The organism is Bartonella sp. AA74HLJMH (assembly GCF_042197045.1).
Lineage (GTDB): Bacteria > Pseudomonadota > Alphaproteobacteria > Rhizobiales > Rhizobiaceae > Bartonella.
On sequence record NZ_JBHIRJ010000005.1, the window covers coordinates 80,382 to 103,905 of the forward strand.

At 36.8% G+C, this 23,524-nt stretch carries 21 protein-coding genes and 1 other RNA gene; 3 read left to right on the forward strand and 19 right to left on the reverse strand.

The window, feature by feature from the left end; translation table 11 throughout:
* Positions 1-12 precede the first annotated feature (12 nt).
* From ACFINH_RS04890 to ACFINH_RS04975, 18 genes are all read right to left on the reverse strand, one after another.
* A complete protein-coding gene (locus ACFINH_RS04890; protein WP_375613311.1) occupies positions 13-714 on the reverse strand; it encodes a tRNA (guanine(46)-N(7))-methyltransferase TrmB in 702 nt (233 codons plus the stop codon).
* Positions 711-1,979, reverse strand: a complete 1,269-nt coding sequence (metK, locus tag ACFINH_RS04895; RefSeq protein ID WP_375613312.1) for a methionine adenosyltransferase — start codon at positions 1,977-1,979, stop codon at positions 711-713. Before metK ends, ACFINH_RS04890 begins: the two co-directional genes overlap by 4 nt.
* A gap of 130 nt (positions 1,980-2,109) precedes the next feature.
* Complete coding sequence (locus tag ACFINH_RS04900) at positions 2,110-2,523, reverse strand: helix-turn-helix domain-containing protein (RefSeq protein ID WP_375611810.1); 414 nt, start codon at positions 2,521-2,523, stop codon at positions 2,110-2,112.
* Positions 2,524-2,671: 148 nt separating this feature from the next.
* Positions 2,672-4,306 (reverse strand): apolipoprotein N-acyltransferase, encoded by a 1,635-nt coding sequence (gene lnt / locus ACFINH_RS04905; protein WP_375632291.1) that lies wholly within the window; start codon positions 4,304-4,306, stop codon positions 2,672-2,674.
* Complete coding sequence (locus ACFINH_RS04910; RefSeq protein ID WP_375632292.1) at positions 4,269-5,294, reverse strand: hemolysin family protein; 1,026 nt, start codon at positions 5,292-5,294, stop codon at positions 4,269-4,271. Before ACFINH_RS04910 ends, lnt begins: the two co-directional genes overlap by 38 nt.
* Positions 5,295-5,403: 109 nt before the next feature.
* On the reverse strand, positions 5,404-5,871 hold the full coding sequence (ybeY, locus tag ACFINH_RS04915; RefSeq protein WP_375632293.1) for an rRNA maturation RNase YbeY: 468 nt from the start codon (positions 5,869-5,871) through the stop codon (positions 5,404-5,406).
* Positions 5,868-6,992: a PhoH family protein gene (locus ACFINH_RS04920; protein WP_375621222.1), complete on the reverse strand. Its 1,125-nt coding sequence runs from the start codon at positions 6,990-6,992 to the stop codon at positions 5,868-5,870. The genes ybeY and ACFINH_RS04920 overlap by 4 nt, the downstream gene beginning before the upstream one ends.
* A 159-nt stretch (positions 6,993-7,151) precedes the next feature.
* On the reverse strand, positions 7,152-8,528 hold the full coding sequence (gene miaB, locus ACFINH_RS04925) for a tRNA (N6-isopentenyl adenosine(37)-C2)-methylthiotransferase MiaB (protein ID WP_375632294.1): 1,377 nt from the start codon (positions 8,526-8,528) through the stop codon (positions 7,152-7,154).
* 31 nt (positions 8,529-8,559) lie between these two features.
* Positions 8,560-9,051, reverse strand: a complete 492-nt coding sequence (rimI, locus tag ACFINH_RS04930; RefSeq protein ID WP_375627639.1) for a ribosomal protein S18-alanine N-acetyltransferase — start codon at positions 9,049-9,051, stop codon at positions 8,560-8,562.
* Positions 9,051-9,737, reverse strand: a complete 687-nt coding sequence (tsaB, locus tag ACFINH_RS04935) for a tRNA (adenosine(37)-N6)-threonylcarbamoyltransferase complex dimerization subunit type 1 TsaB (RefSeq protein ID WP_375632295.1) — start codon at positions 9,735-9,737, stop codon at positions 9,051-9,053. Before tsaB ends, rimI begins: the two co-directional genes overlap by 1 nt.
* Before the next feature lie 664 nt (positions 9,738-10,401).
* Complete coding sequence (locus ACFINH_RS04940) at positions 10,402-11,430, reverse strand: YeiH family protein (protein ID WP_375632296.1); 1,029 nt, start codon at positions 11,428-11,430, stop codon at positions 10,402-10,404.
* A 69-nt stretch (positions 11,431-11,499) separates the two neighbouring features.
* Positions 11,500-12,105, reverse strand: coding sequence for a recombination mediator RecR (recR, locus tag ACFINH_RS04945; protein WP_273790577.1), 606 nt, complete (start codon positions 12,103-12,105; stop codon positions 11,500-11,502).
* Positions 12,106-12,135: 30 nt separating this feature from the next.
* Positions 12,136-12,459 carry a YbaB/EbfC family nucleoid-associated protein gene (locus ACFINH_RS04950; RefSeq protein WP_375632297.1) on the reverse strand — a complete coding sequence of 108 codons (324 nt, stop codon included), beginning with the start codon at positions 12,457-12,459 and terminating at the stop codon, positions 12,136-12,138.
* Positions 12,460-12,473: 14 nt separating this feature from the next.
* Positions 12,474-14,414, reverse strand: a complete 1,941-nt coding sequence (locus tag ACFINH_RS04955; RefSeq protein ID WP_375632298.1) for a DNA polymerase III subunit gamma/tau — start codon at positions 14,412-14,414, stop codon at positions 12,474-12,476.
* 223 nt (positions 14,415-14,637) lie between these two features.
* Positions 14,638-14,735: signal recognition particle sRNA small type (ffs, locus tag ACFINH_RS04960), an RNA gene on the reverse strand.
* A gap of 1,587 nt (positions 14,736-16,322) precedes the next feature.
* Positions 16,323-16,730, reverse strand: a complete 408-nt coding sequence (locus ACFINH_RS04965; protein ID WP_375632299.1) for a hypothetical protein — start codon at positions 16,728-16,730, stop codon at positions 16,323-16,325.
* Positions 16,731-17,267: 537 nt separating this feature from the next.
* Complete coding sequence (locus ACFINH_RS04970; protein WP_375632300.1) at positions 17,268-18,131, reverse strand: prephenate dehydratase; 864 nt, start codon at positions 18,129-18,131, stop codon at positions 17,268-17,270.
* Positions 18,128-18,859 carry a 3-deoxy-manno-octulosonate cytidylyltransferase gene (locus tag ACFINH_RS04975; protein WP_375632301.1) on the reverse strand — a complete coding sequence of 244 codons (732 nt, stop codon included), beginning with the start codon at positions 18,857-18,859 and terminating at the stop codon, positions 18,128-18,130. The genes ACFINH_RS04970 and ACFINH_RS04975 overlap by 4 nt, the downstream gene beginning before the upstream one ends.
* 104 nt (positions 18,860-18,963) lie before the next feature.
* On the opposite strand from ACFINH_RS04975, the gene ACFINH_RS04980 reads away from it, so the two are divergent.
* Positions 18,964-19,527 (forward strand): c-type cytochrome, encoded by a 564-nt coding sequence (locus ACFINH_RS04980; RefSeq protein ID WP_375632302.1) that lies wholly within the window; start codon positions 18,964-18,966, stop codon positions 19,525-19,527.
* A gap of 927 nt (positions 19,528-20,454) precedes the next feature.
* On the opposite strand, the gene ACFINH_RS04985 is transcribed toward ACFINH_RS04980, so the two are convergent.
* On the reverse strand, positions 20,455-21,249 hold the full coding sequence (locus tag ACFINH_RS04985) for a molybdopterin-synthase adenylyltransferase MoeB (RefSeq protein ID WP_375627633.1): 795 nt from the start codon (positions 21,247-21,249) through the stop codon (positions 20,455-20,457).
* Positions 21,250-21,336: 87 nt separating this feature from the next.
* On the opposite strand from ACFINH_RS04985, the gene gshB reads away from it, so the two are divergent.
* Positions 21,337-22,284, forward strand: a complete 948-nt coding sequence (gene gshB, locus ACFINH_RS04990; RefSeq protein WP_375627632.1) for a glutathione synthase — start codon at positions 21,337-21,339, stop codon at positions 22,282-22,284.
* 133 nt (positions 22,285-22,417) lie between these two features.
* Entirely contained in the window at positions 22,418-23,464 is a 1,047-nt protein-coding gene (locus ACFINH_RS04995; RefSeq protein WP_375611795.1) for a PstS family phosphate ABC transporter substrate-binding protein, read from the forward strand.
* Positions 23,465-23,524 lie beyond the last annotated feature (60 nt).

A 23,524-nucleotide genomic window follows, 5' to 3' on the forward strand; every position in this document is an offset into this window, starting at 1 on the left:
GCGCTTGATCATTTATTTCTTGATAAAGGTAAGATAGGCAGGCGTTCGTCCTTCGCGTAAAGCTTTTGCTTCATAGCGGGTTCCACTCCATAGTGGATAAGGGAGTTTCCAGTCTTGAGGGCTTTCTGCTTTCCATTCAAAGTGATCATGTTGTGCACAATGGTACAAAGTCCAGTTTACATAACTGTCTATATCGCTAGCAAAGCGAAAAAATTTTCCTATTTTAAGAACACGAGCAAAACGGTTAAGATTTTTTATATTGATGAAGCGTCGTTTCCAGTGTTTCTTTTTCGGCCAAGGATCAGGATAGAAGAGGTCTATTCCATCAAGCGAGTTATCAGGGAGCCAATCAAGAAGGCGTGTAGCATCATCATTATAGAGGCGAAGACGATTTTGATGGTTTTGATGCTGTTCAAGAGACGATAATATTTTTGCCATGCCATTGATAAAGGGCTCGACGCCGATAAAACCGGTTTTTGGAAAATATGCCATTTCATGAAGTAAATGTTCACCTCCACCAAAACCGATTTCAAGTCGAATTTCTCTTACTTTGCTTGAAAATAAGGATGTAAGGTTTAAGGGAGGAGGGACATTTAAATCAATATTCAAACTGGGGAGAAGCATTTGTATACGTGTAAGCTGACTGTCTCGAAGTTGTTTTCCTTGTCGGCGTCCAAAAAATGCTTCACTCTTACGTATATTATGTTTAATCATGGGATTTGGATCATTGTTTGAAGCGTTTTCACGAGATCAGTTTTTTCCCATGAAAACGAACCATCGTGTTTTGGTTTACGACCAAAGTGACCATAGGCAGCTGTTTTCGCATAAATAGGTTTATTGAGGTCAAGATGTTTTCGAATGCCGGTAGGTGAAAGGTCCATTATTTTGCGGATGGCTTCTTCAATAACCTTTTCATCGACTTTTCCTGTTCCATGAAGATTAAGATAAATAGATAAAGGTTGTGCAATACCAATTGCATAGGAGAGTTGAATGGTGCATCTCTCTGCTAAATGAGCAGCAACAATATTCTTAGCCAGATAGCGTGCCGCATAGGCAGCAGAACGATCAACTTTTGTTGTATCTTTTCCTGAAAAAGCACCGCCTCCATGGGGTGCTGCACCTCCGTAAGTATCCACAATAATTTTGCGTCCCGTTAATCCGGCATCGCTTTGAGGGCCTCCAATGACAAATTTTCCTGTTGGGTTAATATACCAACTGCATTGAGCTGCAATGGGAATGTCATGTAAAGCTTGGCGAATGTAAGGTTCAACCACTGTACGTACTTTATTGGAATCCCAGCTTTCATCAAGGTGCTGCGTTGAAAGAACAATGGATGTGACCTCTATCGGTTTTCCATTTTTATAACGTATGGTTATTTGGCTTTTAGCATCTGGTCCTAATTTTCCAGTTTCTCCCTCTCCTTTATGACGAGCTGCGGCAAGAAGTTTGAGAATTTTATGCGCATAATAAATTGGCGCAGGCATGAGATCAGGTGTTTCACGGCAAGCATATCCAAACATGATACCTTGATCACCCGCTCCTTCTTCACCATGCCGATCCGTAGCATTATCAACCCCTCTTGCTATATCAGCTGATTGTGGGCGCAAAAGAACATCAATTTTAACAGTTTTCCAATGGAAGCCTGCTTGTTCATAGCCAATGGTACGAATAGCACGGCGCGCTGCTGTACGAAAACGTGTAGGATTAATGAGTGGAAAGCTAGTTTCATCATAGATGAATTCTTTATTTTTATCTTTTTTTAATAGCGTATCGGGAACACGTACTTCACCAGCGATAACAACACGGTTGACACTGACGAGAGTTTCACAGGCAACGCGTACTAACCATGGATCAGTACCAGTCTTTTCAGCTTCTTTATAGATCATATCAACAATTTCATCGGAAATACGATCACAAATTTTATCAGGATGTCCTTCCGATACCGATTCGCTCGTAAAAAGATAATCTTGATGCGGCATAGGAACTCCTTCAAAAAAGAAAACCAACGATTTAATCAATTGCTTACTAAAGTCGTCACCATTTGCTAATTCTACAGCAAATAGTCAATGCAAATGTATATGAATAAAAGAGAAAAGATATAATTTTAAGTTATAACTTATTTGTCAAATCTTCCTCAGAAAGTGCTTTTGCCAAGTCAATAATTTTTCGACGCACTTTAGCATCAGATATATTTGTAAAAGCGCGCATGAGCTGAATCCCTTCGCTGCTAGAACAAAAGTCTATAAAATTGTGTTCACTTTCAGCAAAACCCTCTACTTGTTGGGAGGTAATACCTTTATCAAAAAAGTAAGAAACAGGAACATCCATAATTTCCGCTATCGCTTGAAGACGGCTGGCACCAATACGGTTTGTTCCTTTTTCATATTTTTGGATTTGCTGAAAAGTAATTCCTAATTTTTCACCTAGTTTCTCTTGAGTGAGTCCTAAAATATTACGACGTAAACGGATACGAGTTCCAACATAGATATCTATAGGGTCAGGTTTTTTTCTAGTTTCGGTCATAATGCAACTCTTTATTTCCAGCATTTTTCTTCTAAACCAACATCATATTTATGCGCAGTTGATTTATCATATAATTAAAACAATATGTAATATTTTTTCCCAATATCACTGGTACACGCAACACAATACCGTACAAAGGGCACTTGAATCATTTAAGCTGTTTTGTAAAACCAAAACCAATACGACACAATAGCATAAGGATGAATAAGATAAAAGTAGAGAAAGTTCTGTATTCATTGCTTCCTATAGGGGTAATGGATGATGGAACTTGTGAATCAATAATGCCTACAGCATTTTGTCGAAGAGCTACAACGATTCGTCCATAAGAATCAATAACAGCTGATATGCCATTATTGGCGGCCCGTATGAGGGGGATTCCCAGTTCAACGGCACGAAGCTGTGCTTGTTGAAGATGTTGATAGGGTCCAGGTGTTACACCAAACCATGCATCATTTGTAATATTAATAATTGCTTGAGGCGGGGAGCCTTTAAAAGTCATTTCATGGGGAAATATTGCTTCATAACAAATTAAGGGTAGATAAGAAAATCCGTTTGGCATTGTAACAATTTTGCGCACACTTGCAGCACTATATCCACCAATATTATCAGCAAGGGTACGCAATCCAATTTTTTTCAATAAATTCTGATAAGGAAGATACTCACCAAAAGGAACCAAATGAAGTTTATCGGAAGTATTTAAAATATTACCTTGAGCATTAATGACTGCAATTGTATTAAAATATTGTGTTTGGGAATGAGGTAGATCATTGCTGGCGCGTATTGCTCCAACAATAGCCCATTGTTTAGGTTTTAAAAGAGAGGCAATGCGCATTGTGATAGATGAATTATCATAGAGAAGGTAAGGAACGGAAGCTTCAGGCCATACGATAAAATCGGGTTCTGAATTTTGATCGGTTGTTGGCGTTGCACTTAGCTTCATATGCGCTTCCAACATAGATTCTCGTGTATTATCACGCAATTTTATATTTTGTTGGATGGACGGTTGAACAATGCGCACCCAATAAGCACTTTTTTGATCTTCAGTTGTGTTTTCTATAGTATGAAGACGATAAAACCCAAAACCACAGTGAATGAATATAAGTGATAAGCAAAGAGAAAGTGCCACTTTCTTTTTTTCATCCGTTAATAAAACAGTTGGCAAACTGTAGGCTAAGACAGCAAGAATATTCATTCCGTAAAGTCCTACGATTGCATCAGATTGCATGAATATTGGGGTTGGCATGGCTGTATAGCCAAGAGAATTCCATGGAAATCCTGTGAATAAAAACGCACGCAACCACTCGGATAATCCTAATGCAAAGGCTAAAACAAAAAAGCGTGCTATTCCTTTTGTCCATAATAAACCGACAATGAAACCAGAAAAAAACCAATAAAGAGAAAGGTAGAGTGGAGGGACTAAAATGGCTAATGGGACGGCCCAACCAAAAGAATCTGGATCTGTTAACAAAGCATTGCATAGCCACCAAAGGCCGCAAATAAAATAACTAAAACCAAAGGTTCCACAGCTTAAAGCGTAAGTAAAAAAATGTTTTTTATTGTTTTGGGTGGTCTGTATTGAGTCAAGTAAAACAATAAAGAGAGGGAAAGTTAAAAAGCAAAGAGGTGTTAAATAAAAGGGTGGAAGTGCAAAAGAAGTAAGAGCACCACACAGAAATATCCATGCTTGGCGCTTCCAGCCTGTAACAGAGAACAAAAAAACGATGAAATTGTTTAAAAATGCTGGACTATTCTTTAGGGATGGCATTGTTCTCAAGATTCTCATTTTTGGGAATGCGAAAAATGCGCAATCGTTTAATCCGGCGTTTATCAGCTTCTAAAATACGAAATCTATAGCCAGGTACAGCTTCGACAATTTCACCTTTAGCAGGAATGCGATCAAGAATTGAGACGATCAAACCACCAATAGTATCAACTTCATCACCATATTCCCCTACGATAAAATCAGGACCAAGAGCTTTCTCCACATCTTCTAGTTCAGTTCTTGCATCAACGAGCCATTTATTATTTGGTTCACGTACGATAGCATTGTCGACATTATCATGTTCATCTTCGATATCCCCAACGACTAACTCAACAATATCTTCCATTGAAACGAGACCATCTGTTCCTCCATGTTCATCAATAACTAAAGCCATTTGAGTTCGTGTAGTTTGCATCCGTGTTAATAATTTGCTTGCAAGCATAGAACTGGGAACAAAGAGAACTGTTCGGATCAAATCCAATTCACCGATTGGAGTATGCAAGTCTGTATGGTTTAATTGAAGCAAATCGGATTTTTGTTCGGTTTTTGTTGGGTTGATAATAAAGCGAGTCATGTAGTTAAGAATATCGCGGATATGGATCATGCCGCGCGGATCATCTAAAGTTTCAGCATAAACGGGGATACGAGAATGACCAATTTTTGCAAAACATTTAAGGGTTTCTCCAAGAGAGGTGTTTATTTCTAATGCTTCGATTTCAGAACGAGGTATCATAACATCATCCACGCGTGCTTCACGTAAGCGTAAAATGTTATGCAGCATAGTACGTTCTTCAGGTGAGAAGAGGGCGGTATCTTTTTCATTGTTAGTCGTGAGTGCAACGGTAAGATCATCGCGCAGTGACGTAGATGCACAATTACGACCCCGTAAGAATGAAAATAAATGATTCATCAGGGAATATTTCTCTGTATGATTCGTCTGTTGAGAGGGGTCTTTTTCATTATTAGAAGATGCTTGACTATTATTTTGTGCATTTATTTTGTTTGCCATGGTTTTGAAATCTTTTAGACTTTCTTTTTTATAATAGATAAATAAGAGGCTTTAAATGGTATGCTGGTAATATTGATTTTAAAAGTTAAATTTTATCATTGATAGACAATTATGCGTAAGGATCTTTTATGGAAAGCTTTTGAAGAATTTCTCTTTCGAGCTTTTCCATTTTATATGCTTCATCATCAGTTTCATGGTCATAACCAAGCAGATGCAAGATACCATGAACAATCATATGTGTTAAATGGTCTTGAAATGTTTTTCCTTCTTTCTCTGCTTCGAAAACAACAGTTTCTCGGGCAATAATAATATCACCGAGTATGGGACCAGGTCGATTTCCAGCTTTAAGTGGAAAAGCAGGAAAGGATAATACATTAGTAGATTTGTTTTTGTTGCGCCATTGTGCATTGATTTGTGCCATATGTTCATCATCCGTAAAAAGCAGGCTAATCTCGCTTACAACATTTGCCAATGAAACATGATGCATAGTTGTCATTAATGCTTTTTCAGTGATATTATAAAGCATTTTCTCATCATTCCACCCTGCGCTTTTAATCATTATATCAATAATAATCATGATGAATCAAATTCATTTTTTAATGCATCGCATGCGAATGATTTTTTTTTATTTTGTATTTCGGAATCAAGATCATAAGCACGAACAATAGCAGCAACAAGTGGATGGCGTACAACATCTTTTTCATCAAAATGCACAATTGCAATATTTTCTACATTTGAAAGAATGCGAATTGCTTCAATGAGACCTGATTTTTGCCCTGTAGGCAAATCAATTTGGCTTACGTCACCGGTAACGATCATACGCGTTCCTTCTCCAAGACGTGTGAGGAACATCTTCATTTGCATGGGGGTAGTATTTTGTGCCTCATCAAGAATAACAGCAGCATGGGCAAGTGTTCGTCCGCGCATAAAGGCGAGAGGAGCAATTTCTATGACACCAGAGGCTAAAATGCGTTCTATTTTTTCAGCGGGCATCATATCATAAAGAGCATCATAAAGTGGTCGTAAATATGGGTCGACTTTTTCTTTGAGATCACCGGGAAGAAAACCAAGATGTTCTCCAGCTTCAACAGCTGGACGTGAGAGAATAATTCGCTCAATGATACCACGTTCTAGAAGCATTGCAGCATGAGCAACAGCAAGATATGTTTTTCCTGTTCCTGCTGGTCCTACACCAAACACAAGTTCAGTATGCTCCATAGCACTTATGTAAGCGTCTTGTGTTGGAGTTCTTGCATGAATTATTTTTTTATGGGTACTCAACCGAGCTGGTATACGTTTCGTTGCAGATTTGTGTGTTATTGTGTCTTCTTTCTGCTTCTTTGGTATATTTGCCATAGCAATCGCTCCTTTTATATCTGATAAAGTGAGCTCTTGATGTGTTTTGGCACGTTCATAAAGCTGCTGCAATACATATTGCGCACGTTTTATAACAGAAACATTTCCACGGATTAAGACTTCATTACCACGCGGATGAATACTAAGTTCGAGTTTTTTTTCGATATAAGCGAGATTTTCGTCAAATTTACCAAAAACTGCTTTTGCATATTTATTATTTTCGAAAATCAAAACAACTTGGCTCACATCTGAAGCGCTTGTTTGTTTCAAGGTATCAGCCTTTTCAAGGGACGTATTTACTTTTTCTTTAATACGCTTTATTTTTTCGGTTGAAGCTTTCAGCCTATTCTCCATATCTACATAAATGTTGCACATTTTGTTAAGTAAATTTTATAAAAGACAATTTTTACAAAAAGTGCACGCTTTAGATGTAATCATTTGCTTTTAAAATAAAAGAGTTTTCCAAAATATTTATTTTTGAACAAGGTATTAGAGGCATGTTTATCTATTTGTCACTTCACCAACAAAACTGTTTGAGCTTGCATTTTTAATATGAATTTCTATCACGCTACCTGTAGAGGCTTCTGTATCGACAACAACAGGTAAAAGCCAAGGGGAACGCCCTACCATTTGCCCTGAGTGACGTCCAGGTTTTTCGATGAGAACGTCCGTTTTTTGATCAATTTTAGAACGCAAAAACGCATTTTGTTGCTCAAGGAGAAGGGCTTGTAAATGTTGAAGTCGGGCATCTTTTACAGATTCATCAACATGATTTTTCATTGTGGCTCCCACTGTTCCAGGACGGGGGGAATATTTAAAAGAATAAGCTGAACTGTACTGTACTTGTTGAATAAGTTTAATGGTTTCTTCAAAGTCTTCATCTGTTTCTCCTGGAAACCCTACAATAAAATCGCCTGAAAAGGCAATATCTGGCCGTACGGTTCGAATTTTTTCGATAAGATGAAGATAATGAGAGCTTTTGTGTTGTCGGTTCATGGCTTTTAAGATGCGATCTGAACCTGATTGAACAGGAAGATGGAGGTAAGGCATTAACATATCAAGATCTCGATGCGCGGCAATAAGGCTATCATCCATATCACGTGGGTGGCTGGTTGTGTAACGCAAACGCTTTAAACCATCGAGTTTTGCGAGATGATAAAGAAGATCGCCAAGACGCCAAGTTTTGCCATCAGCACTTTGTCCATGCCAACCATTGACATTTTGTCCAAGCAGCGTAATTTCTTTGACACCCGCTTCGATGAGTTGAAGGGCTTCTTCAGTAATTTGCTCAACGGATCGTGATATTTCAGCACCGCGTGTGTAAGGAACAACACAAAAAGTGCAAAATTTATCGCAACCTTCCTGTACTGTTAAAAATGCGCTAACACCTCGTTTTCTTACTGCATGTTTATTATGGGGCGGCAAATGAGCAAATTTATCTTCAACAGCATAGTCTGTTTCGATAATTTTTTTCCCTTGTTTGGCTTTTTCTAACAATTCTGGCAAGCGATGATACATTTGCGGACCAATAACAAGATCCACTGTTGGAGCACGGCGCAAGATTTCACTTCCCTCAGCTTGTGCAACACAACCTGTTACACCAACCATAAGGGGTTTATCAGGTGTGCGCTCTTGACGCATAACGCGCAAACGACCGAGATCAGAATAAAGTTTTTCTGCTGCTTTTTCACGAATATGACAGGTATTAACAAGAATAAGATCGGCATCATTGGGAATTTGTGTTGTCACATAGCCTTGCGAACTGAGGCTATCAGTCATCCGTTGGCTATCATAAACATTCATTTGACATCCATAGGTTTTGATAAAAACCTTTTTAGGAGCAACAGGAGGCGTATTTTTAGGATTTACTTTATTCATAGCGCATGTGTAAATGTTTTTTACACAAATCTCAATCTATTTGCTTAAAAGTTTTTTGCATGATAATTGCATCACCACGACCATTTTTTGACGCGTAGTAGGCAAGACGTTCAGAAATTTTTTGAAATTCAAAGCGTTGATAAAGGTTCAAAGCAGAAAGATTTGTGGCTTCTACTTCCAAGAATAATTTTATGGCGCCCTTGTCGTGAAGATAGTGAACTGTGCTTTCAATAAGAAAGGTACCAATTCCTTTTTGACGATAATGAGGGTGAACAGCAATTGTGATGATTTCTGCTTCATCAAGGATGAGACGGCATAGGCAAAAGCCTAAAATTTGATCAGAGTGATCAATGAGAAAAGCTTTGTATCCGAAGATAGAGTGATCTGTTAAGAAATTATCAAAAGCTTGTTTTTCCCAAGAAGGGGTAAAACAATGCTGATGAATTTGATGAAGAGAAGCACTATCATTAACTTGTAGCGGAGCAATTCCAAAATTCTTTTTTGTCAATGAAAATTTGGGCATTATTTTTTTTGTGGTAAAGCAAAATTGGTTTGTTGTTTTGCATCAGCGCTGCGTAGATAGAGTGGGCGAGGTGAATTTTTTGATTGTTTGTTTGCAGCAAGATAAGCATAGTTTACAATATCGGCCGCTTCGCAGGGAATTTTTTCTAGGACAATTTTTTCGTGTATTTTATGGTTTTTAACATGCTCCACAACGACATCAGCAGCTGGGCCAGTCAGTCGGGTTTTTTTTGGCAAATCTTCGAGGATATTTTCAATTGTTTTTAATCCCGGCGCTCCCAAAGGTGTGAGATCATTATGAAAATTTTGATGGTAGAACATCCCTCTCCCTGCTTCAATGACAACAGTAATTGCCGATACTGTACTTTTACTGTTTATGACTTGTGCTGCTAACGCTTCAAGAGCACTCACTCCAACAGCTGGTATTTCAAGTGCTAATGCCAAAGCGCGCGCTGTTGCAACACCGACACGTACACCAGTAAATGATCCTGGTCCAATATTGACAGCAATACGCTCAACTTGATCAAGCGTCATATTGGCTTGTTTCATTATTTGTGTAATCTGCCCAATAATTTTTTCGGCATGTCCTTTGTTCATGCGTTCATTGATACGCGCAATAACAGATTTATGACGAATAAGCGCAACAGCACAATAAATTGAAGCAGTATCTATAGCAAGGATAAGCATAAAAATATTTTAGTTGAATAAAACGATAAATAAAAGTCCTGCTGTATTTTTAATCTTTTCATTATCGTATATTTCATTTGTAAGAAAGTTACTAGTGCCAATAAGCAACAATATCTTTTTATGGGATAGAACGAGATGTTGATTTAATCCTTATTTTAAATCTACTTATGGTGAAACAATTAAAGTTATTAGCTTGTATATTACAAGCGGAGTTAGCGTATGAATCAAAACTCCTTTCACGAATCATTTAAATGTAAGGGTTGTCACAACTTTTAAGCTATCAAATAGTACGTTGATGCCACTTGTATTACATAGTAAGTAAAAGTAATTTAAAAGAGGAAAAGTTATGACCCCACATTTTTTCCAAATAAGAATATATTTTATCAGTCTTTGTATAAAAACCTCAGCGTAATGAGAGCAGATGAAAGAAATGGCATTATTTTGCATGAGTTACGTATTTTGATACTACCCTGTTGCAAATCATTATGGACTGAAAAGCACATTTGACAGTTTTCACTTAAATATCAGCTCTTTCAATTTTTTGTATAGAATAATGAGCAGTATTTTAGAACTTTTTCTGGTTTATGAAAGAACTGATTTTAATAATAATGAGGACTTTGGGTTGATTGCATACTACGTTGAAAAAATAATAATCAATGCACATTTAAAATGTTATATGATTTAAATCATTCAATTGTATCATGATAAGGCTACAAATACCGAGAATAATTATGGAGCAGGTTGAAGCCAAAATGACGCGCCATCCTGCTTTTTTTAGTGATCGGATATCAACACCTAATCCTAGTGCAGCCATTGAGATAACAGTAAACAACTGGGCAATAAATTTGATGGGATTGATAGCCTTTTCAGGGATAAGACCACTTGAGCGAACAAGCATCATGATAATAAAGCCAATGATAAACCATGGGACGAGGGTATGTAAACGCAAGCGTGTTTGTGCTGATCGGCGATAAATGATTGATAGAGTAAAAATAACAGGGCCTAACATGAGAACCCGTACTAATTTGACAATTGTTGCAATTTGAACACTCAGAAAAGAGATAGGTGCTGTTGCTGCTAAAACCTGTGGTACAGCATACACAACCATGCCAGCAAGCACACCATATTGGCTAAATGACAAATTCAGAGATGGATGTAAAAAGGGTAGAAATAAAATAATAAGAATTCCTAAAAGAGCAGTGAAGGCAATTGACGCGGCTACATCGTCATGTTTTGCTTTTATGACAGGTGCAACGGCGACAATAGCTGAATTGCCACAAATAGCATTCCCACAAGCGACCAGCATTGCTAAATGTGTAGAAAGCCCGAAAAGTCGGACGATGGCAAAGCTCAGGATAATCGTTACGAATATCACGAAAATGATACTAGCAAGCAAATTCCAACCAGCTGAAAGGACTGCGTTAATGCTAATGCTTGCTCCTAGAAGAACGATAGCAATTTCGAGAAGTGTTTTTGCAGAAAAGGTGATACCTTTTTGAAAATATGTTGGCAAAGGAAAACAACTACGGATAATCGATCCTAAAAGAATTGCCAAAACAAGGCTTTCAAGCCAAGCTTGTCCCAAAAGCTGTTTTTCTAAGACTTCTAAGCCATAAGCTAAGGCTGATATGAGTAAACATACTAGAATACCAGGACCAAAGTCGTTTAAAAGTGAGAGTTTTTTCTTTATCACTTGAATATTTTCCCCATACAAAGAAATAATAGTAAATAAAACGAGATAACAGGTAAGAGAAAGAAATTTTTAAAGATTTGTTCTTGCTTGTACAGCTGCTGCTAAAGTTCCGTCATCAAGATAATCAAGCTCGCCTCCTACAGGAACACCATGAGCAAGTCGCGTAATTTTAACTGGAAAATTGGAAAGCTGATCGGTGATATAGTGAGCAGTTGTTTGACCTTCGACAGTCGCATTGACAGCAAGAATAATTTCCGTAATAGGGTTTTGTACAACACGCTGTATTAAGGTGGCAATGTTGAGTTCGTCAGGACCTATTCCATCTAAGGGGGAGAGTCGTCCACCCAACACATGGTAACGTGCGGCTAAAGTTTTTGCGCGTTCAAGAGCCCACAGATCAGCAATATCCTCAACAACGATGATTGTTGTATCATCGCGGCGCAAATCTGTACAAATTGAACAAGGATCAATGGTATCGACATTTCCACAAACAGAACAAATGCCGACTTTTTCTATAGCTGCTTGTATAGCTGCTCCTAAAGGCTCCAGCAATGTCTCTTTTTTTTTGATAAGATGAAGTGCAGCACGACGCGCTGAACGTGGACCAAGACCTGGTAACCGTGATAAAATCTGAATGAGACGTTCAATCTCAGGTCCTGCAATGTATTTAGACATATTTTTGTCCCACGGAAAAAATCCGTTTCATTAAAATGGAAGCTTGAAACCTGATGGGAGTGGTAGTCCTGCCGTCATACTTTTGGTTTTTTCTTCTATTGCGATTTCGATTTTTGTTCTTGCTTCATTATAAGCTGCCATAATGAGATCTTCAAGAATTTCAGCTTCCTCAGGTTTGAGTAATGAAGGATCAATTTGAATTGCTGTTATAATATTTTTGCCATTTAAAGTGATATTGACGAGACCACCCCCTGCAGTGCCCACAGCTTGCAGATTAGCTATTTCTTCTTGAATCTTCTGCATTTTTTCTTGCATTTCTTTGGCTTTTTTCATCATGCTCATCATTTCACGCATAGGAATAGGTATCCTTATTCATCATTGATATCATTTTTATTTTTAAAAATATCAGCATTTTTAAAGGTATTGGGGAGTAAATCAAGATCATTTTCTTCTTTATTAAGTCGAATATCGACAATTTTTGCTTCTGGGAAATGATTGAGGATTTTCGCGATATCAGGATCTGTTTCTGCATTGGAAAAAAGAGTCTTTTGAATCGCTATACTTTCCTCCTGTAAGGTTGGGCCACCTCCTTCATTAACAAAAGTTATTGTCCAGCGTTTTTCTGTCCATTGAGATATCTTTTTTTCTATATCATGAGCAAGAAATTGTGGGGTATTTTCAGAAAGTCTTAAGGTAATATGCCCAGCTTCAAAAGAAACAGGATGAACAAATTCTTTAACAAGGAGTTTGAAGGGAACGTCATTATGCTGTTCGGCTAATTGAACAATATCGTGCAAAGAATTAATCACGAGAGTTTTAGGTTCAGTAATCTTTTCTGTTGTTTGCGTGACAGAATGCGATAAATTTGCAATCTTTTCAGAAAGATCAGTAGATTGAGAAGTTTCTAGAATTTCTGTTACTTCTTGGGCGCTGATTTTGTCATGGTTTTGATTTTTAACTAAATTTTCTGGTTGTAAGGAATGATCTAATTGGTTTTTCAAAGATGTTTTTAAATCTGATTGATCGGCTAATGTATTTGAAATGCTCGAGGAAGCATGGGCTCCGACCATTGTTTCTTTTGTTATATTATTTTCATTTGTAGATTCTTGATGAGAAGAGTTTTTAACCAGTGTGAGAGGCGTTTTTTCTTGCGTAAGCTTTTTTAAAGCCTCATCAAGAGTTGGTAAGTCAGCCGTGTGAGCAAGACGAATTAAAAGCATTTCAGCGGCTTGAAGAGGACGTGCAGTTTGATTAACTTCCTGTAAACCTTTGAGTAACATTTGCCAGTTTCGGGATAAAATAGGAACGGAAAGTTTTTTTGAAAAGTCTAAACTTCTTAAACGTTGTTCTTCAGTCAGAGAGAAATCTTCCACTATTTCTGGTGTAAAACGTAAACGTGTGACCAGATGATTAAAATCGGCTAGTTCTGTCAATATAGTAAGAGGATCAGCACCTGCTTCATATTGACTGCGTAATTCATGTAACGCATTGACAACATCGCCCTTCATGATAAATTCAAAAAGATCAATAATACGTGCTTGATCCGCTAATCCTAACATTGTACGCACCGCAATAGCATTAACATTGCCATTGCTATGGGCGATTGCTTGATCAAAAATGGATAATGCATCACGTGCAGATCCTTCTGCAGCACGGGCAATCATAGAGAGTGCTTGATCTTCTACTTCTACCTTTTCATATTTCGCAATTTGACGCAAATGTGCACTCAAAGCTTTTGAGTCAATACGTCGTAAATCAAAACGTTGGCAACGCGAAAGAATTGTAATAGGAACTTTGCGAATTTCTGTTGTGGCAAAAATAAATTTCACATGGGAAGGTGGTTCTTCAAGAGTTTTCAATAAACCATTAAAGGCTTGTGTTGAGAGCATATGTACTTCATCGATAATATAAACCTTATAGCGTGCAGAAACAGGACGATAGCGTATTTGTTCAATAATTTCACGAATATCATCAATGCCCGTATGAGAAGCGGCATCCATTTCTATAACATCAATATGGCGTCCTTCGATAATTTGTGTGCAATGTTCACCAAGAGAGTCCAATACAGTTGTTGGTTGGTCAATATCTTTTGTTTTATAATTAAGTGCACGTGCCAAAATACGTGCTGTTGTGGTTTTACCTACGCCACGAATCCCTGTTAACATCCACGCTTGTGCAATACGACCTTTTTCAAAGGCGTTGGTGAGAGTACGCACCATAGCTTCCTGACCAATGAGGTCAGAGAAGTTTTGGGGTCGATATTTACGAGCAAGAACACGATAGGCTGTTTCTACCGGTAAATTTTCCATGAGTATTTCCAACTTCGAAGTTCTTTATGCGTACATTTTGATAATACAAAAGCATAGATCAATACTGTAGTCTCATATAAAAGGATTTTTTCTTAATCAAATTATTTATGGGACAATTTGTTTAAAAATAACAAAACCCCTTTATTTGCTGCATACAAATGCCGCTCTGAAGATTAAAAATACCTCGCTAAAAGACAGCATAAAAAATAATTTCTTCAGCAAAATAGGAGGTTGGAACGATGACCCGTACCAGAACTCGTTGGGGCTGCTTCTTTCCAGACCTGACCCAGTTGGCGAGTAGTTCGTCCACCACCAACCTCCCAAGTCCATATTGTCGATTTGGAATGAAAAATCAAGCTCAGAAACGAAAAATATCCTAAGAAAGACGAAGAATTTTCCTTTGCATTTAATTTATTGATATATAAACAACAAAGAGATTGTGGATTTACCAGTTTTTATAGCAGTAGCTCTGCATATTTATTTGGTATGAAAATATTTTTTCGCTTAAGATAGTCTGAATGTATAATTATCTCATTCGCTGAAACATGTAAGAGTTTTAGGATAGATACATCTGTTCTAAAACTACGAAATTGAATCATCAAAAATTTACAACAGTCAAAGAAGCAAATAAAGCAGATAGATCATGTAATTGGCTAACATTCGAAAGTCAGGGGGAAGAGTGCTATTTAAAGAATTATAAAATATTGCTTTAATGGTGTTGCTCCTCTATACAAAACAGAACATCCCAAACAGAATACATTTAATGTTATACATTCACAGGCTTTTGAAAGAGCGATTGCTCAATACTCTTAACTATATTTCAAACTCCACTCATAAATAGTATACATGCTTCCCTTGAGTTATAAATCTATTGTTGCGCTACCCTCTTTATGCTTAATACAAAGTATAAATTTTAGCCCTCATACTACTTAACAACTCCCAATGTTGCGATCCCTTGCACTTGAGAGGCTTTATAAGAAGCATTTTTATTCCTTTTTTAATCGTTTTTACTCACACATCACTCCCATTTGTAACTTTCAAGGAAACGATTTTAATGGATTCAATATGAGATTTAAGATGGGAGGATCTTACTTTATTTGTGGTTGTAATTCAGTGTAAGAAAATCAAAGTCTTATAATGATAAGCCAGTATCTTATAAGAGTACCACCTCATTTCTATAGTGAATGAGAATATAAAATATGTAATGTTTTTTCTTTTAACATAATATAAATATATAAATACTGAGTAGATGTTATCGCTCTTTTTTTGCGTGCTTGTTCTTTTAATTAAAAAACATTGATGTTTATCACAAAATGGATCAATATATGAAGTTTCATTATTTGAGAAAAGATTTCATATATTTTTAAGGGGCTGTACTTATACAAGAGAAGATGCAACATTCAACGCTATAGAAATAAGGGGATACTGGTTTTATAAGCATAAAAATGGTTCTTATTCGATATAAGCGATATTTTATAGTTTCAAATAATTATATTCTTTAATAAGGAGGGAAAAGCGAGATGAATTTTTACAAAAGCTGAATGAGTATGATTTAAAATGCAGCGAGGAATGCATCTGTAGAGCAAATTTTACTTTTCTGTTTATCTAAGTGATTTGGGTACGATGTGCTTTATAGTACTTAAAATAAAGCAGTTGCAAAGATAGAAGTTATATTCTTATTAAAAAAATAGCTCTGATAGTAGAAAATACAGAACAATTTAATTTTAGTCATTTAGTTTTCGCAAAAGTTCTTTAATATCTAACCTTATAAGCAGCTTAAGGTTTGCCATATTAGGATAAAAATAAGCTTTTCAGCGATTAGTTTTAATGGCTCATTATGCCCTATTTTGAAAAAAATACCTGAAAAAAGAATAACTCTACTCAAATTTAGATGTTATAGAAATATTGTTAATCATAATCTCCTGTGTCACAATTTGTTCCAACAACTTTTTTCTTCGTAATATTTTTAAAAATATAATGTCCTGACGAAGGAAAACTTATATGAAGAGATTTTATATTTTTTAGGATAAAGATCTTCTTTTCTTTATCATGGGTTATTTTCTTTTCATCATCAACAGCAATTCTCAATTTGTTTAAATCAGAAGGAGTAGAGTATGATAAAGTAAAGGATACTTTCTTCGGTTTAAAGATACTACAAGAGTATTCAGCTCCTTGATGGATTGTATCGGATGGGATGATCACAACACTTTCATCCAGCCCAAAATTCCATTTTTTCTCACCAAAGCCAGCAAATGCAACACTAGAGTAGGCAAGAATATTTGCGGCTAATAATACTTGCATGAAGATTTTTTTCATTATCCTCTCCTTTTTCTAAAGTGAGGTGAATCATAAATCAATTTTTATAAAGATAAAAGCTCAAACTTAACGCTAAAATCAGGGTTGAGTTGCATTTTCTAGCTTTAAACCATGTTCAGACTGATATCAGTCTAAGAAATTTGAATGCTCTATCATGTATAATAATTTGAATTGTTTTGAGAGCTAATTTAGAAGTTCGTTATCTTTATTGGAATATTGTCAGAGGAAATGACTTTTCTCAAGAAGCTCTCTTTGAATATATAAAGGGAAATAGATGGTACAAGCGTTTTTATTTTTGGTTACTGTGTTTTTTTACACTGGTTTTTATACAAGTTGAAGTGCTTTTTATCATGATATAATTTGTGAAAAAATATTATGGAAATAATTTATATATTCTTTTATGAGCCGTTTTTTCTTCTTCAGTTTTTATGAAGGGTGTTGAGTAGAAAAAAACGAGCTCTTTCAAGATACGTTGCATTATGAAATTTTTACGATGCTTTTTGATATCAACAAAAAATGATAGCAGCTTAATTGCTTTTATATATACGATGTTCGATCGTTTTGTGCTGGATAAGTACCGATAATACGCAGTTCTGCAGAAAAGAAAGATAATTCTTCTAAGGCAAGTTTCATCATCGGGTCTTCAGGATGTCCTTCAATATCAACAAAGAACTGTGTTGCATTGAAATTTTCACCAATTTGATAGCTTTCTAATTTTGTCATATTGATACCATTCGTTGCAAATCCTCCCATAGCTTTATAGAGAGCAGCGGGGACATTGCGCACTCGAAAAAGAAGACTGGTGATGATTTTTTCGCCATTTTGAGGTTTGGGGACATGTCGTTTGGAGCGTGAAAGGATGACAAAACGGGTAATATTATGAGGGTTATCTTCAACATCTCTTTCAATAATATCAAGTCCATAGAGTTCTGCTGCGATTAAAGGTGCTAAGGCAGCCTGTGAACGTTTAGCATTTTTTTTAATAAATTTTGCAGCTCCAGCGGTGTCAGCAGAAACAACAGGTTTCCAACCGTTGTTTCGTATGATTTTTCGGCATTGTGCAAGGGCATGCGTATGGCTGTGGACGGTTTTAATTTCGTCATGTGTAACGCCGGGCAAAACCATGAGTTGAAAATGGATAGGTAAAAAATATTCATCAATAATATAAAGAGATGACTGTGGTAAAAGATGATGAATGTCTGCAACGCGTCCCGCAAGGGTATTTTCAATAGGGATCATAGCAAGATCAGCTTTCCCGCTTTCCACTAAATTAAGGGCGTCTTCGAAAGTAGCAGAGGGAACAGCATCCATATTGGGGAACATATTGGAGCAAGCAATATGGGAATTAGCGCCGTATTCTCCTTGGAAAGAAATTTTATTGGTTTTTTTAAGTATTTTCATGCTAAAATCTCACAAACTCTATCGAGATCATGTTGTGTGTCTACACCTAAGGGAATTGTATCGACTATTTCCACATCGATACGCATATTGTTTTCTAATGCACGTAATTGTTCAAGTTTTTCACGTTTCTCAAGTGGTGAGGGTTTGAATGATACAAATTTCTCAAGTGCTTCGCGCCTATAGGCGTATATTCCAATATGGTGATAAAGAGGACCCTCTCCATAAGGTGCTTTGGCGCGCGTAAAATAAAGAGCACGAAGGCGATTTTGAGAAAGCGGTGTACCAATGATTTTGACAACATTGGGATCTCTTGTTTCATTTTCTTCAATGATTTTGGCACCCAAGGTTGCAATATCAGTAAAGCTATTTTCTAAAGGGCGTAGCGCACGAATGATTTCACGAGGCATGATTGTTGGTAAGTCACCTTGTATATTTAAAATGGCGTTGTAGCGTTGTTCAGGATCAATACGCACTAAAGCTTCATAAATACGATCAGATCCAGACTTATGATCACCTCGTGTTATGATATATTCATGCCCATAATCTGCAACAGCTTTAGCGATATCATTATGATCTGTTGCAACGATTGTACGTCCTATTCCAGCTTTTTTGGCTTGTTCTACGACATGAACAATCATCGGTTTTCCGCCAATTTCAGCGAGAGCTTTTTGAGGAAGACGGGTTGAGCCCATACGGGCAGGAATAAGAATAATTGGTTCAAGAGCCATTGTAAGATTCCCAATGTCATCTGTGATGCATTTATGATATTGTGTGTTATAAAGAAAAAGCTTAGACTAAAAATGGTAATGAAACCGTGAACATTTGAGTTTTTATGAATCGCCGGAGATTTATTTATTTTATTTGTGCTTGTTTATGTGTGCTGGTCGCTGTTGTGGGGATTTCCACACTCAGCAATATAATTTACGATCATCCTACATCAGTCCAATATCATCATACAGTTGCCAAGAATGATATATTTCAAGAAAAACAAAAAGCACCTGATGTTTCCCTATCACTAAATAGCCGCCTTCAACAAGGCAATTTTGAAAATGGCCGTAAAGTTTTTCGCCAATGTGCCATATGCCACACATCTGGACGCAATGAAGCAGGGCGTGTTGGTCCAGTTCTCTGGGAGATTGTTAACCGCCCTTTGGCATCAGCAGCAGGTTTTGCTTATTCACGGGCATTACGTGCTCATTCTGATCAAAAATGGGATTTTGTAACGTTAGATCGTTATTTACATTCTCCACGTGAAGCTTTTCCTGGGACCATTATGTCTTTTCGTGGAATTAAAAATGACCAAGATCGTGCCGATCTTTTGCTTTATTTACGCAGTTTATCCGATCATCCTGTTCCTTTACCAATGGATAATAATAAAGCGAATGAGCCAAATTAACTTATACCATAGATGTTAATTTTAGAAAGAAGTCTGATTTTTTTTGTAATTTTAGTTTCACAGTTTTATAAAAAGAGCTCTTATTGATGTTTTGTTAGGGGGAACGCCCCTCACGCAAAACAGAACACATTTAACATTGCATATTTACTCGCTTATTTTAAAGAGATCTTTTATAAAAATGCACTCTTTACACTGTCGTCTGTGGATTGGTTTTCAAGATTTGTGTGCTTCACTTTTTCTACATATACTTGTCTGTGAAATTATTGCTGAAGGATTATCAATTCATGAGCCGCAGCTTTCTGCTTCTGAATGCAATAATTATGTAATTAAAGCTCTCCATGAGGTTTATCTCAATCCTTCTATACACATCAATCCCTATGTACTTTTACATCAAGTCCCATGTATTTTTCTTATGAACAGAGACAATTGATTGTTCTTATACGTGCAATAATTCCTAAGCTGCATTTTATGATGCTCGATGAATAGACGTTTTCTCTTGAGGTTAGAGATGTACGGACAGATCATTGACCTTTTATAGTATCGATCACTAAAATATGACTTAAATTATTTATTTATAGGTTATGGTTTGAAGGAAGCACTTTCATGTGAAACAATTTTTATGTGTGAATAGTAAAATAGTTGAATAGAGTTCTGCTGATTGTATTTTTATCTACGTCGAAAATTTTTTACACAAGAATACTGATAGCAGCTGCGTTCCCACGAGTCTCTGTCCATTTATAGACGATGACATGAAATTATGCTGATAATCCATTATAGAGAATTATTTTTTCACAAAAGGTTTGCCATATTTGTGATAAATTTAATAGGTTTCATTGGTTACAATGTTTCGATGACTTGCGATAAAATTAATTAGTATTTCAATACATATTGCGAGAGTGCTAAAAATTAGTGGAAGAGAGGACATAATCATGATTCTCCAAGCTTCTTAATAACTATGGTATTTTCTTTATAATTTGAGCGTTTATAAGTAATAATATTAAATTGCGCTAATAATCCATTATAGAGAAGAATCTTTCCTACTAATGGCTCTCCGATGTTTGTGATCATTTTAATAACTTCCATTGCTTGTAGGGTCCCAATAACGCCAGGTAAAACACCGATGATTCCAGTTTCAGCGCATGTTGGGATGGTCCCGTGAGCTGGAGGGGTGGGAAATAAATCGCGATAGTGAGGATTATTGTCTTTATACGGCATAAGGACCGTTAATGAGCCATTAAAACGTTCTACAGCACCGCTTATTAGAGGTTTTTTGCATTGGGCAGCGTGATCAGCGAGAAGATAGCGTGTGGTAAAATTATCACTTCCATCAACAATGATGTGGTAAGCATTGAGCAGTTTATCCACATTACTTTTATCTAAGCGTAGGGTGTGTTTTTCAACTACAACATGGGGATTTATTGCTTTTATAGTGGTTTCAGCACTGTCTGTTTTGCTTTTGTTGATTGCATTTGTTTTATGAATAACTTGGCGTTGTAAATTGGAAAGTGAAACGATGTCGTTATCGACAATTCCAAGGGTTCCAACACCTGCGGCAGCCAAATAGGTTAAGACAGGAGCACCAAGACCACCCGCGCCTACAACAAGAACACGTGCTGTTTTTAGCTTTTGTTGCCCTGCACCACCAATCTCAGGCAAAATGATGTGGCGTGCATAGCGTTCGATTTCTTTGTTGTTTAATTTTATATCTGTTTCTTGTGTCATAAATTTTCTCTTGTCATAGTTCTTTTATTGTTTACTAAGTTTATGATGCATAGACCAGTCTGCTTTTAGGATAGAGAGGATTTATTTATGAAAATTGCCATTCAGATGGATCATATTTCAACAGTTCGGATTCAAGGAGATACGACATTTGCACTCGCTTTAGCAGCCCAAGAACGTGGACACTCTCTCTTCCATTATACACCAGATCGTTTATCTCTATACGATGGTTGTGTGATTGCACGACTAGAGCCATTGATTGTACATGATAAAGAGGGAAGCCACTATCGATTAGAAAAGCCTGTTCGTACGGAATTAACAGATATGGATGTGGTTCTTTTACGCCAAGATCCACCTTTTAATCTCAATTATATCACAACAACTCATTTGTTAGAGCGTATTCATCCTAAAACACTCGTTGTGAATGATCCTGCATGGGTACGCAACAGTCCAGAAAAAATTTTTGTTACTGAATTTTCTGATCTGATGCCAGAAACATTAATTACCAAAGATATTGAAGAAATAACAGCTTTTAGAGAGACATTTGGCGATATTATTGTTAAACCACTTTATGGGAATGGGGGCGCTGGTATTTTTTATTTAAGACAAGATGATCGCAATTTAGCATCATTGTTAGAAATGTTTGCAGAAATTTATCACGAACCTTTTATTGTTCAGCGCTATTTAGAGGCAGTACGAAAAGGAGATAAAAGGATTATTTTGCTTGATGGTACACCTGTTGGAGCTATTAATCGAATTCCGACAGAAACAGATGTGCGCTCTAATATGCATGTTGGAGGTCGCGCGGAAAATGTGGAGTTAACAAAACGTGATTATGAAATTTGTGAACGCATTGGTCCAGCCTTAAAGGAACGCGGTCTTCTTTTTGTGGGGATTGATGTGATCGGAGATTATATAACAGAAATTAATGTGACGTCTCCTACGGGAATTCGTGAAATTAAACGCTTCTGCGGTACGGATGTTGCTCATTTGTTTTGGGATGTTATTGAGTTCAAGCGTTCAAATGAATTTATTTGACAGAGGACAAAAACATGGTTTTAAAAAAATGATCCATGTTGTTTTTTATATTTGTTATGTTGCAAATGTGAACTAGAATGACCGTATAATATAAATTAAGAGGCTTTGTTTTCAATTTTTAGGGAGTTTATAGATGAACAAAGTATTATCAATTGGAGTGGGATTGATTTTTGCGCTACTGCTGTCAGCAAATGGAGGCAATGCGCGCGATCAAATACAGATTACTGGTTCATCTACAGTTTTACCTTATCAAAAGATTGTTGCTGAAACATTTGGAGAAATTTATCCCCATTTTAAGGTTCCTGTTATCGAATCGGGAGGAACAGGAGCTGGTATTAAGGAATTCTGCCGTGGTATTGGGGAGAACACTGTTGATATTGTTAATGCTTCGCGAGCAATGAAACCGAGTGAATTACAGTCTTGTTTTGATGCTGGTGTAAAAGATGTTGAGGAAATACGTATTGGGTATGATGGCATTGTTTTTGCAACTGATATTAAGGGACCTGATTGGAAATTACAGCCAGTAGATGTTTATAAAGCCCTTGCTGCTCGAATTATTATAGACGGAAAGTTGCAACCGAATAATGTTTTGAAATGGAGTGCAGTCAATAGTGCTCTTCCTGATTGGACGATAGCAGCGTATATTCCTGGAGAGAAGCATGGGACACGTGAAGTTTTTGAGGAAAAATTACTTACTGAGGGGTGTAAAGAGAGTGGGGCAGTTGAGGTGATGAAGTCTTTAGGAATGGATGATAAGGAGATACACACTGCTTGTATTGCGGTACGTAAGGATGGAAAAGCGGTTGATATTGATGGTGATTATTCTGAAACATTTGCGCGTCTAATTTCTAATAAAACAGGGGTTGGTATTTTTGGTTTGTCTTTTTATCAAAATAATGCTGATAGGCTAAAGGTTGCCGATATTAACGGTTTTGCGCCAACAGTTGAGACGATTTCTAGTGGACAATATCCAGTTTCTCGTCCGCTTTTTTTCTATATTAAGAAAGCACATTTAGGTATTATTTCAGGTTTGCGAGAGTATGTTGATTTTTTTCTTTCTGACCAAATGATTGGTCCAGAGGGTCCTTTGGCTGAATATGGTTTGATTGTTTCTCCTGAAAAGGAACGTCAAGCACAGCGTTCTGATTTTTCTGCTGGTCGAGTAATGACATTGAAATAATTTGCAGGGAAAATTTGTTGGATTTCTGAGATAGGAAATTTGGGTGCTATTTTTTTATAA

Excerpts from the sequence above, each read along its gene's own strand:
- ACFINH_RS04975 (WP_375632301.1), bottom strand. The coding sequence starts at position 18,859 with ATGGCTCTTGAACCAATTATTCTTATTCCTGCCCGTATGGGCTCAACC.
- rimI (WP_375627639.1), bottom strand. The coding sequence starts at position 9,051 with ATGCCCAAATTTTCATTGACAAAAAAGAATTTTGGAATTGCTCCGCTA.
- ACFINH_RS04965 (WP_375632299.1), bottom strand. The coding sequence starts at position 16,730 with ATGAAAAAAATCTTCATGCAAGTATTATTAGCCGCAAATATTCTTGCC.
- tsaB (WP_375632295.1), bottom strand. The coding sequence starts at position 9,737 with ATGCTTATCCTTGCTATAGATACTGCTTCAATTTATTGTGCTGTTGCG.
- ybeY (WP_375632293.1), bottom strand. The coding sequence starts at position 5,871 with ATGATTATTATTGATATAATGATTAAAAGCGCAGGGTGGAATGATGAG.
- ACFINH_RS04950 (WP_375632297.1), bottom strand. The coding sequence starts at position 12,459 with ATGCGTGAAATGATGAGCATGATGAAAAAAGCCAAAGAAATGCAAGAA.
- ACFINH_RS04910 (WP_375632292.1), bottom strand. The coding sequence starts at position 5,294 with ATGGCAAACAAAATAAATGCACAAAATAATAGTCAAGCATCTTCTAAT.
- metK (WP_375613312.1), bottom strand. The coding sequence starts at position 1,979 with ATGCCGCATCAAGATTATCTTTTTACGAGCGAATCGGTATCGGAAGGA.
- ACFINH_RS04890 (WP_375613311.1), bottom strand. The coding sequence starts at position 714 with ATGATTAAACATAATATACGTAAGAGTGAAGCATTTTTTGGACGCCGA.
- ACFINH_RS04995 (WP_375611795.1), top strand. The coding sequence starts at position 22,418 with ATGAACAAAGTATTATCAATTGGAGTGGGATTGATTTTTGCGCTACTG.
- miaB (WP_375632294.1), bottom strand. The coding sequence starts at position 8,528 with ATGAATAAAGTAAATCCTAAAAATACGCCTCCTGTTGCTCCTAAAAAG.
- ACFINH_RS04955 (WP_375632298.1), bottom strand. The coding sequence starts at position 14,414 with ATGGAAAATTTACCGGTAGAAACAGCCTATCGTGTTCTTGCTCGTAAA.
- ACFINH_RS04900 (WP_375611810.1), bottom strand. The coding sequence starts at position 2,523 with ATGACCGAAACTAGAAAAAAACCTGACCCTATAGATATCTATGTTGGA.
- recR (WP_273790577.1), bottom strand. The coding sequence starts at position 12,105 with ATGTCTAAATACATTGCAGGACCTGAGATTGAACGTCTCATTCAGATT.
- ACFINH_RS04985 (WP_375627633.1), bottom strand. The coding sequence starts at position 21,249 with ATGACACAAGAAACAGATATAAAATTAAACAACAAAGAAATCGAACGC.
- gshB (WP_375627632.1), top strand. The coding sequence starts at position 21,337 with ATGAAAATTGCCATTCAGATGGATCATATTTCAACAGTTCGGATTCAA.
- ACFINH_RS04970 (WP_375632300.1), bottom strand. The coding sequence starts at position 18,131 with ATGAAAATACTTAAAAAAACCAATAAAATTTCTTTCCAAGGAGAATAC.
- ACFINH_RS04980 (WP_375632302.1), top strand. The coding sequence starts at position 18,964 with ATGAATCGCCGGAGATTTATTTATTTTATTTGTGCTTGTTTATGTGTG.
- lnt (WP_375632291.1), bottom strand. The coding sequence starts at position 4,306 with ATGAGAATCTTGAGAACAATGCCATCCCTAAAGAATAGTCCAGCATTT.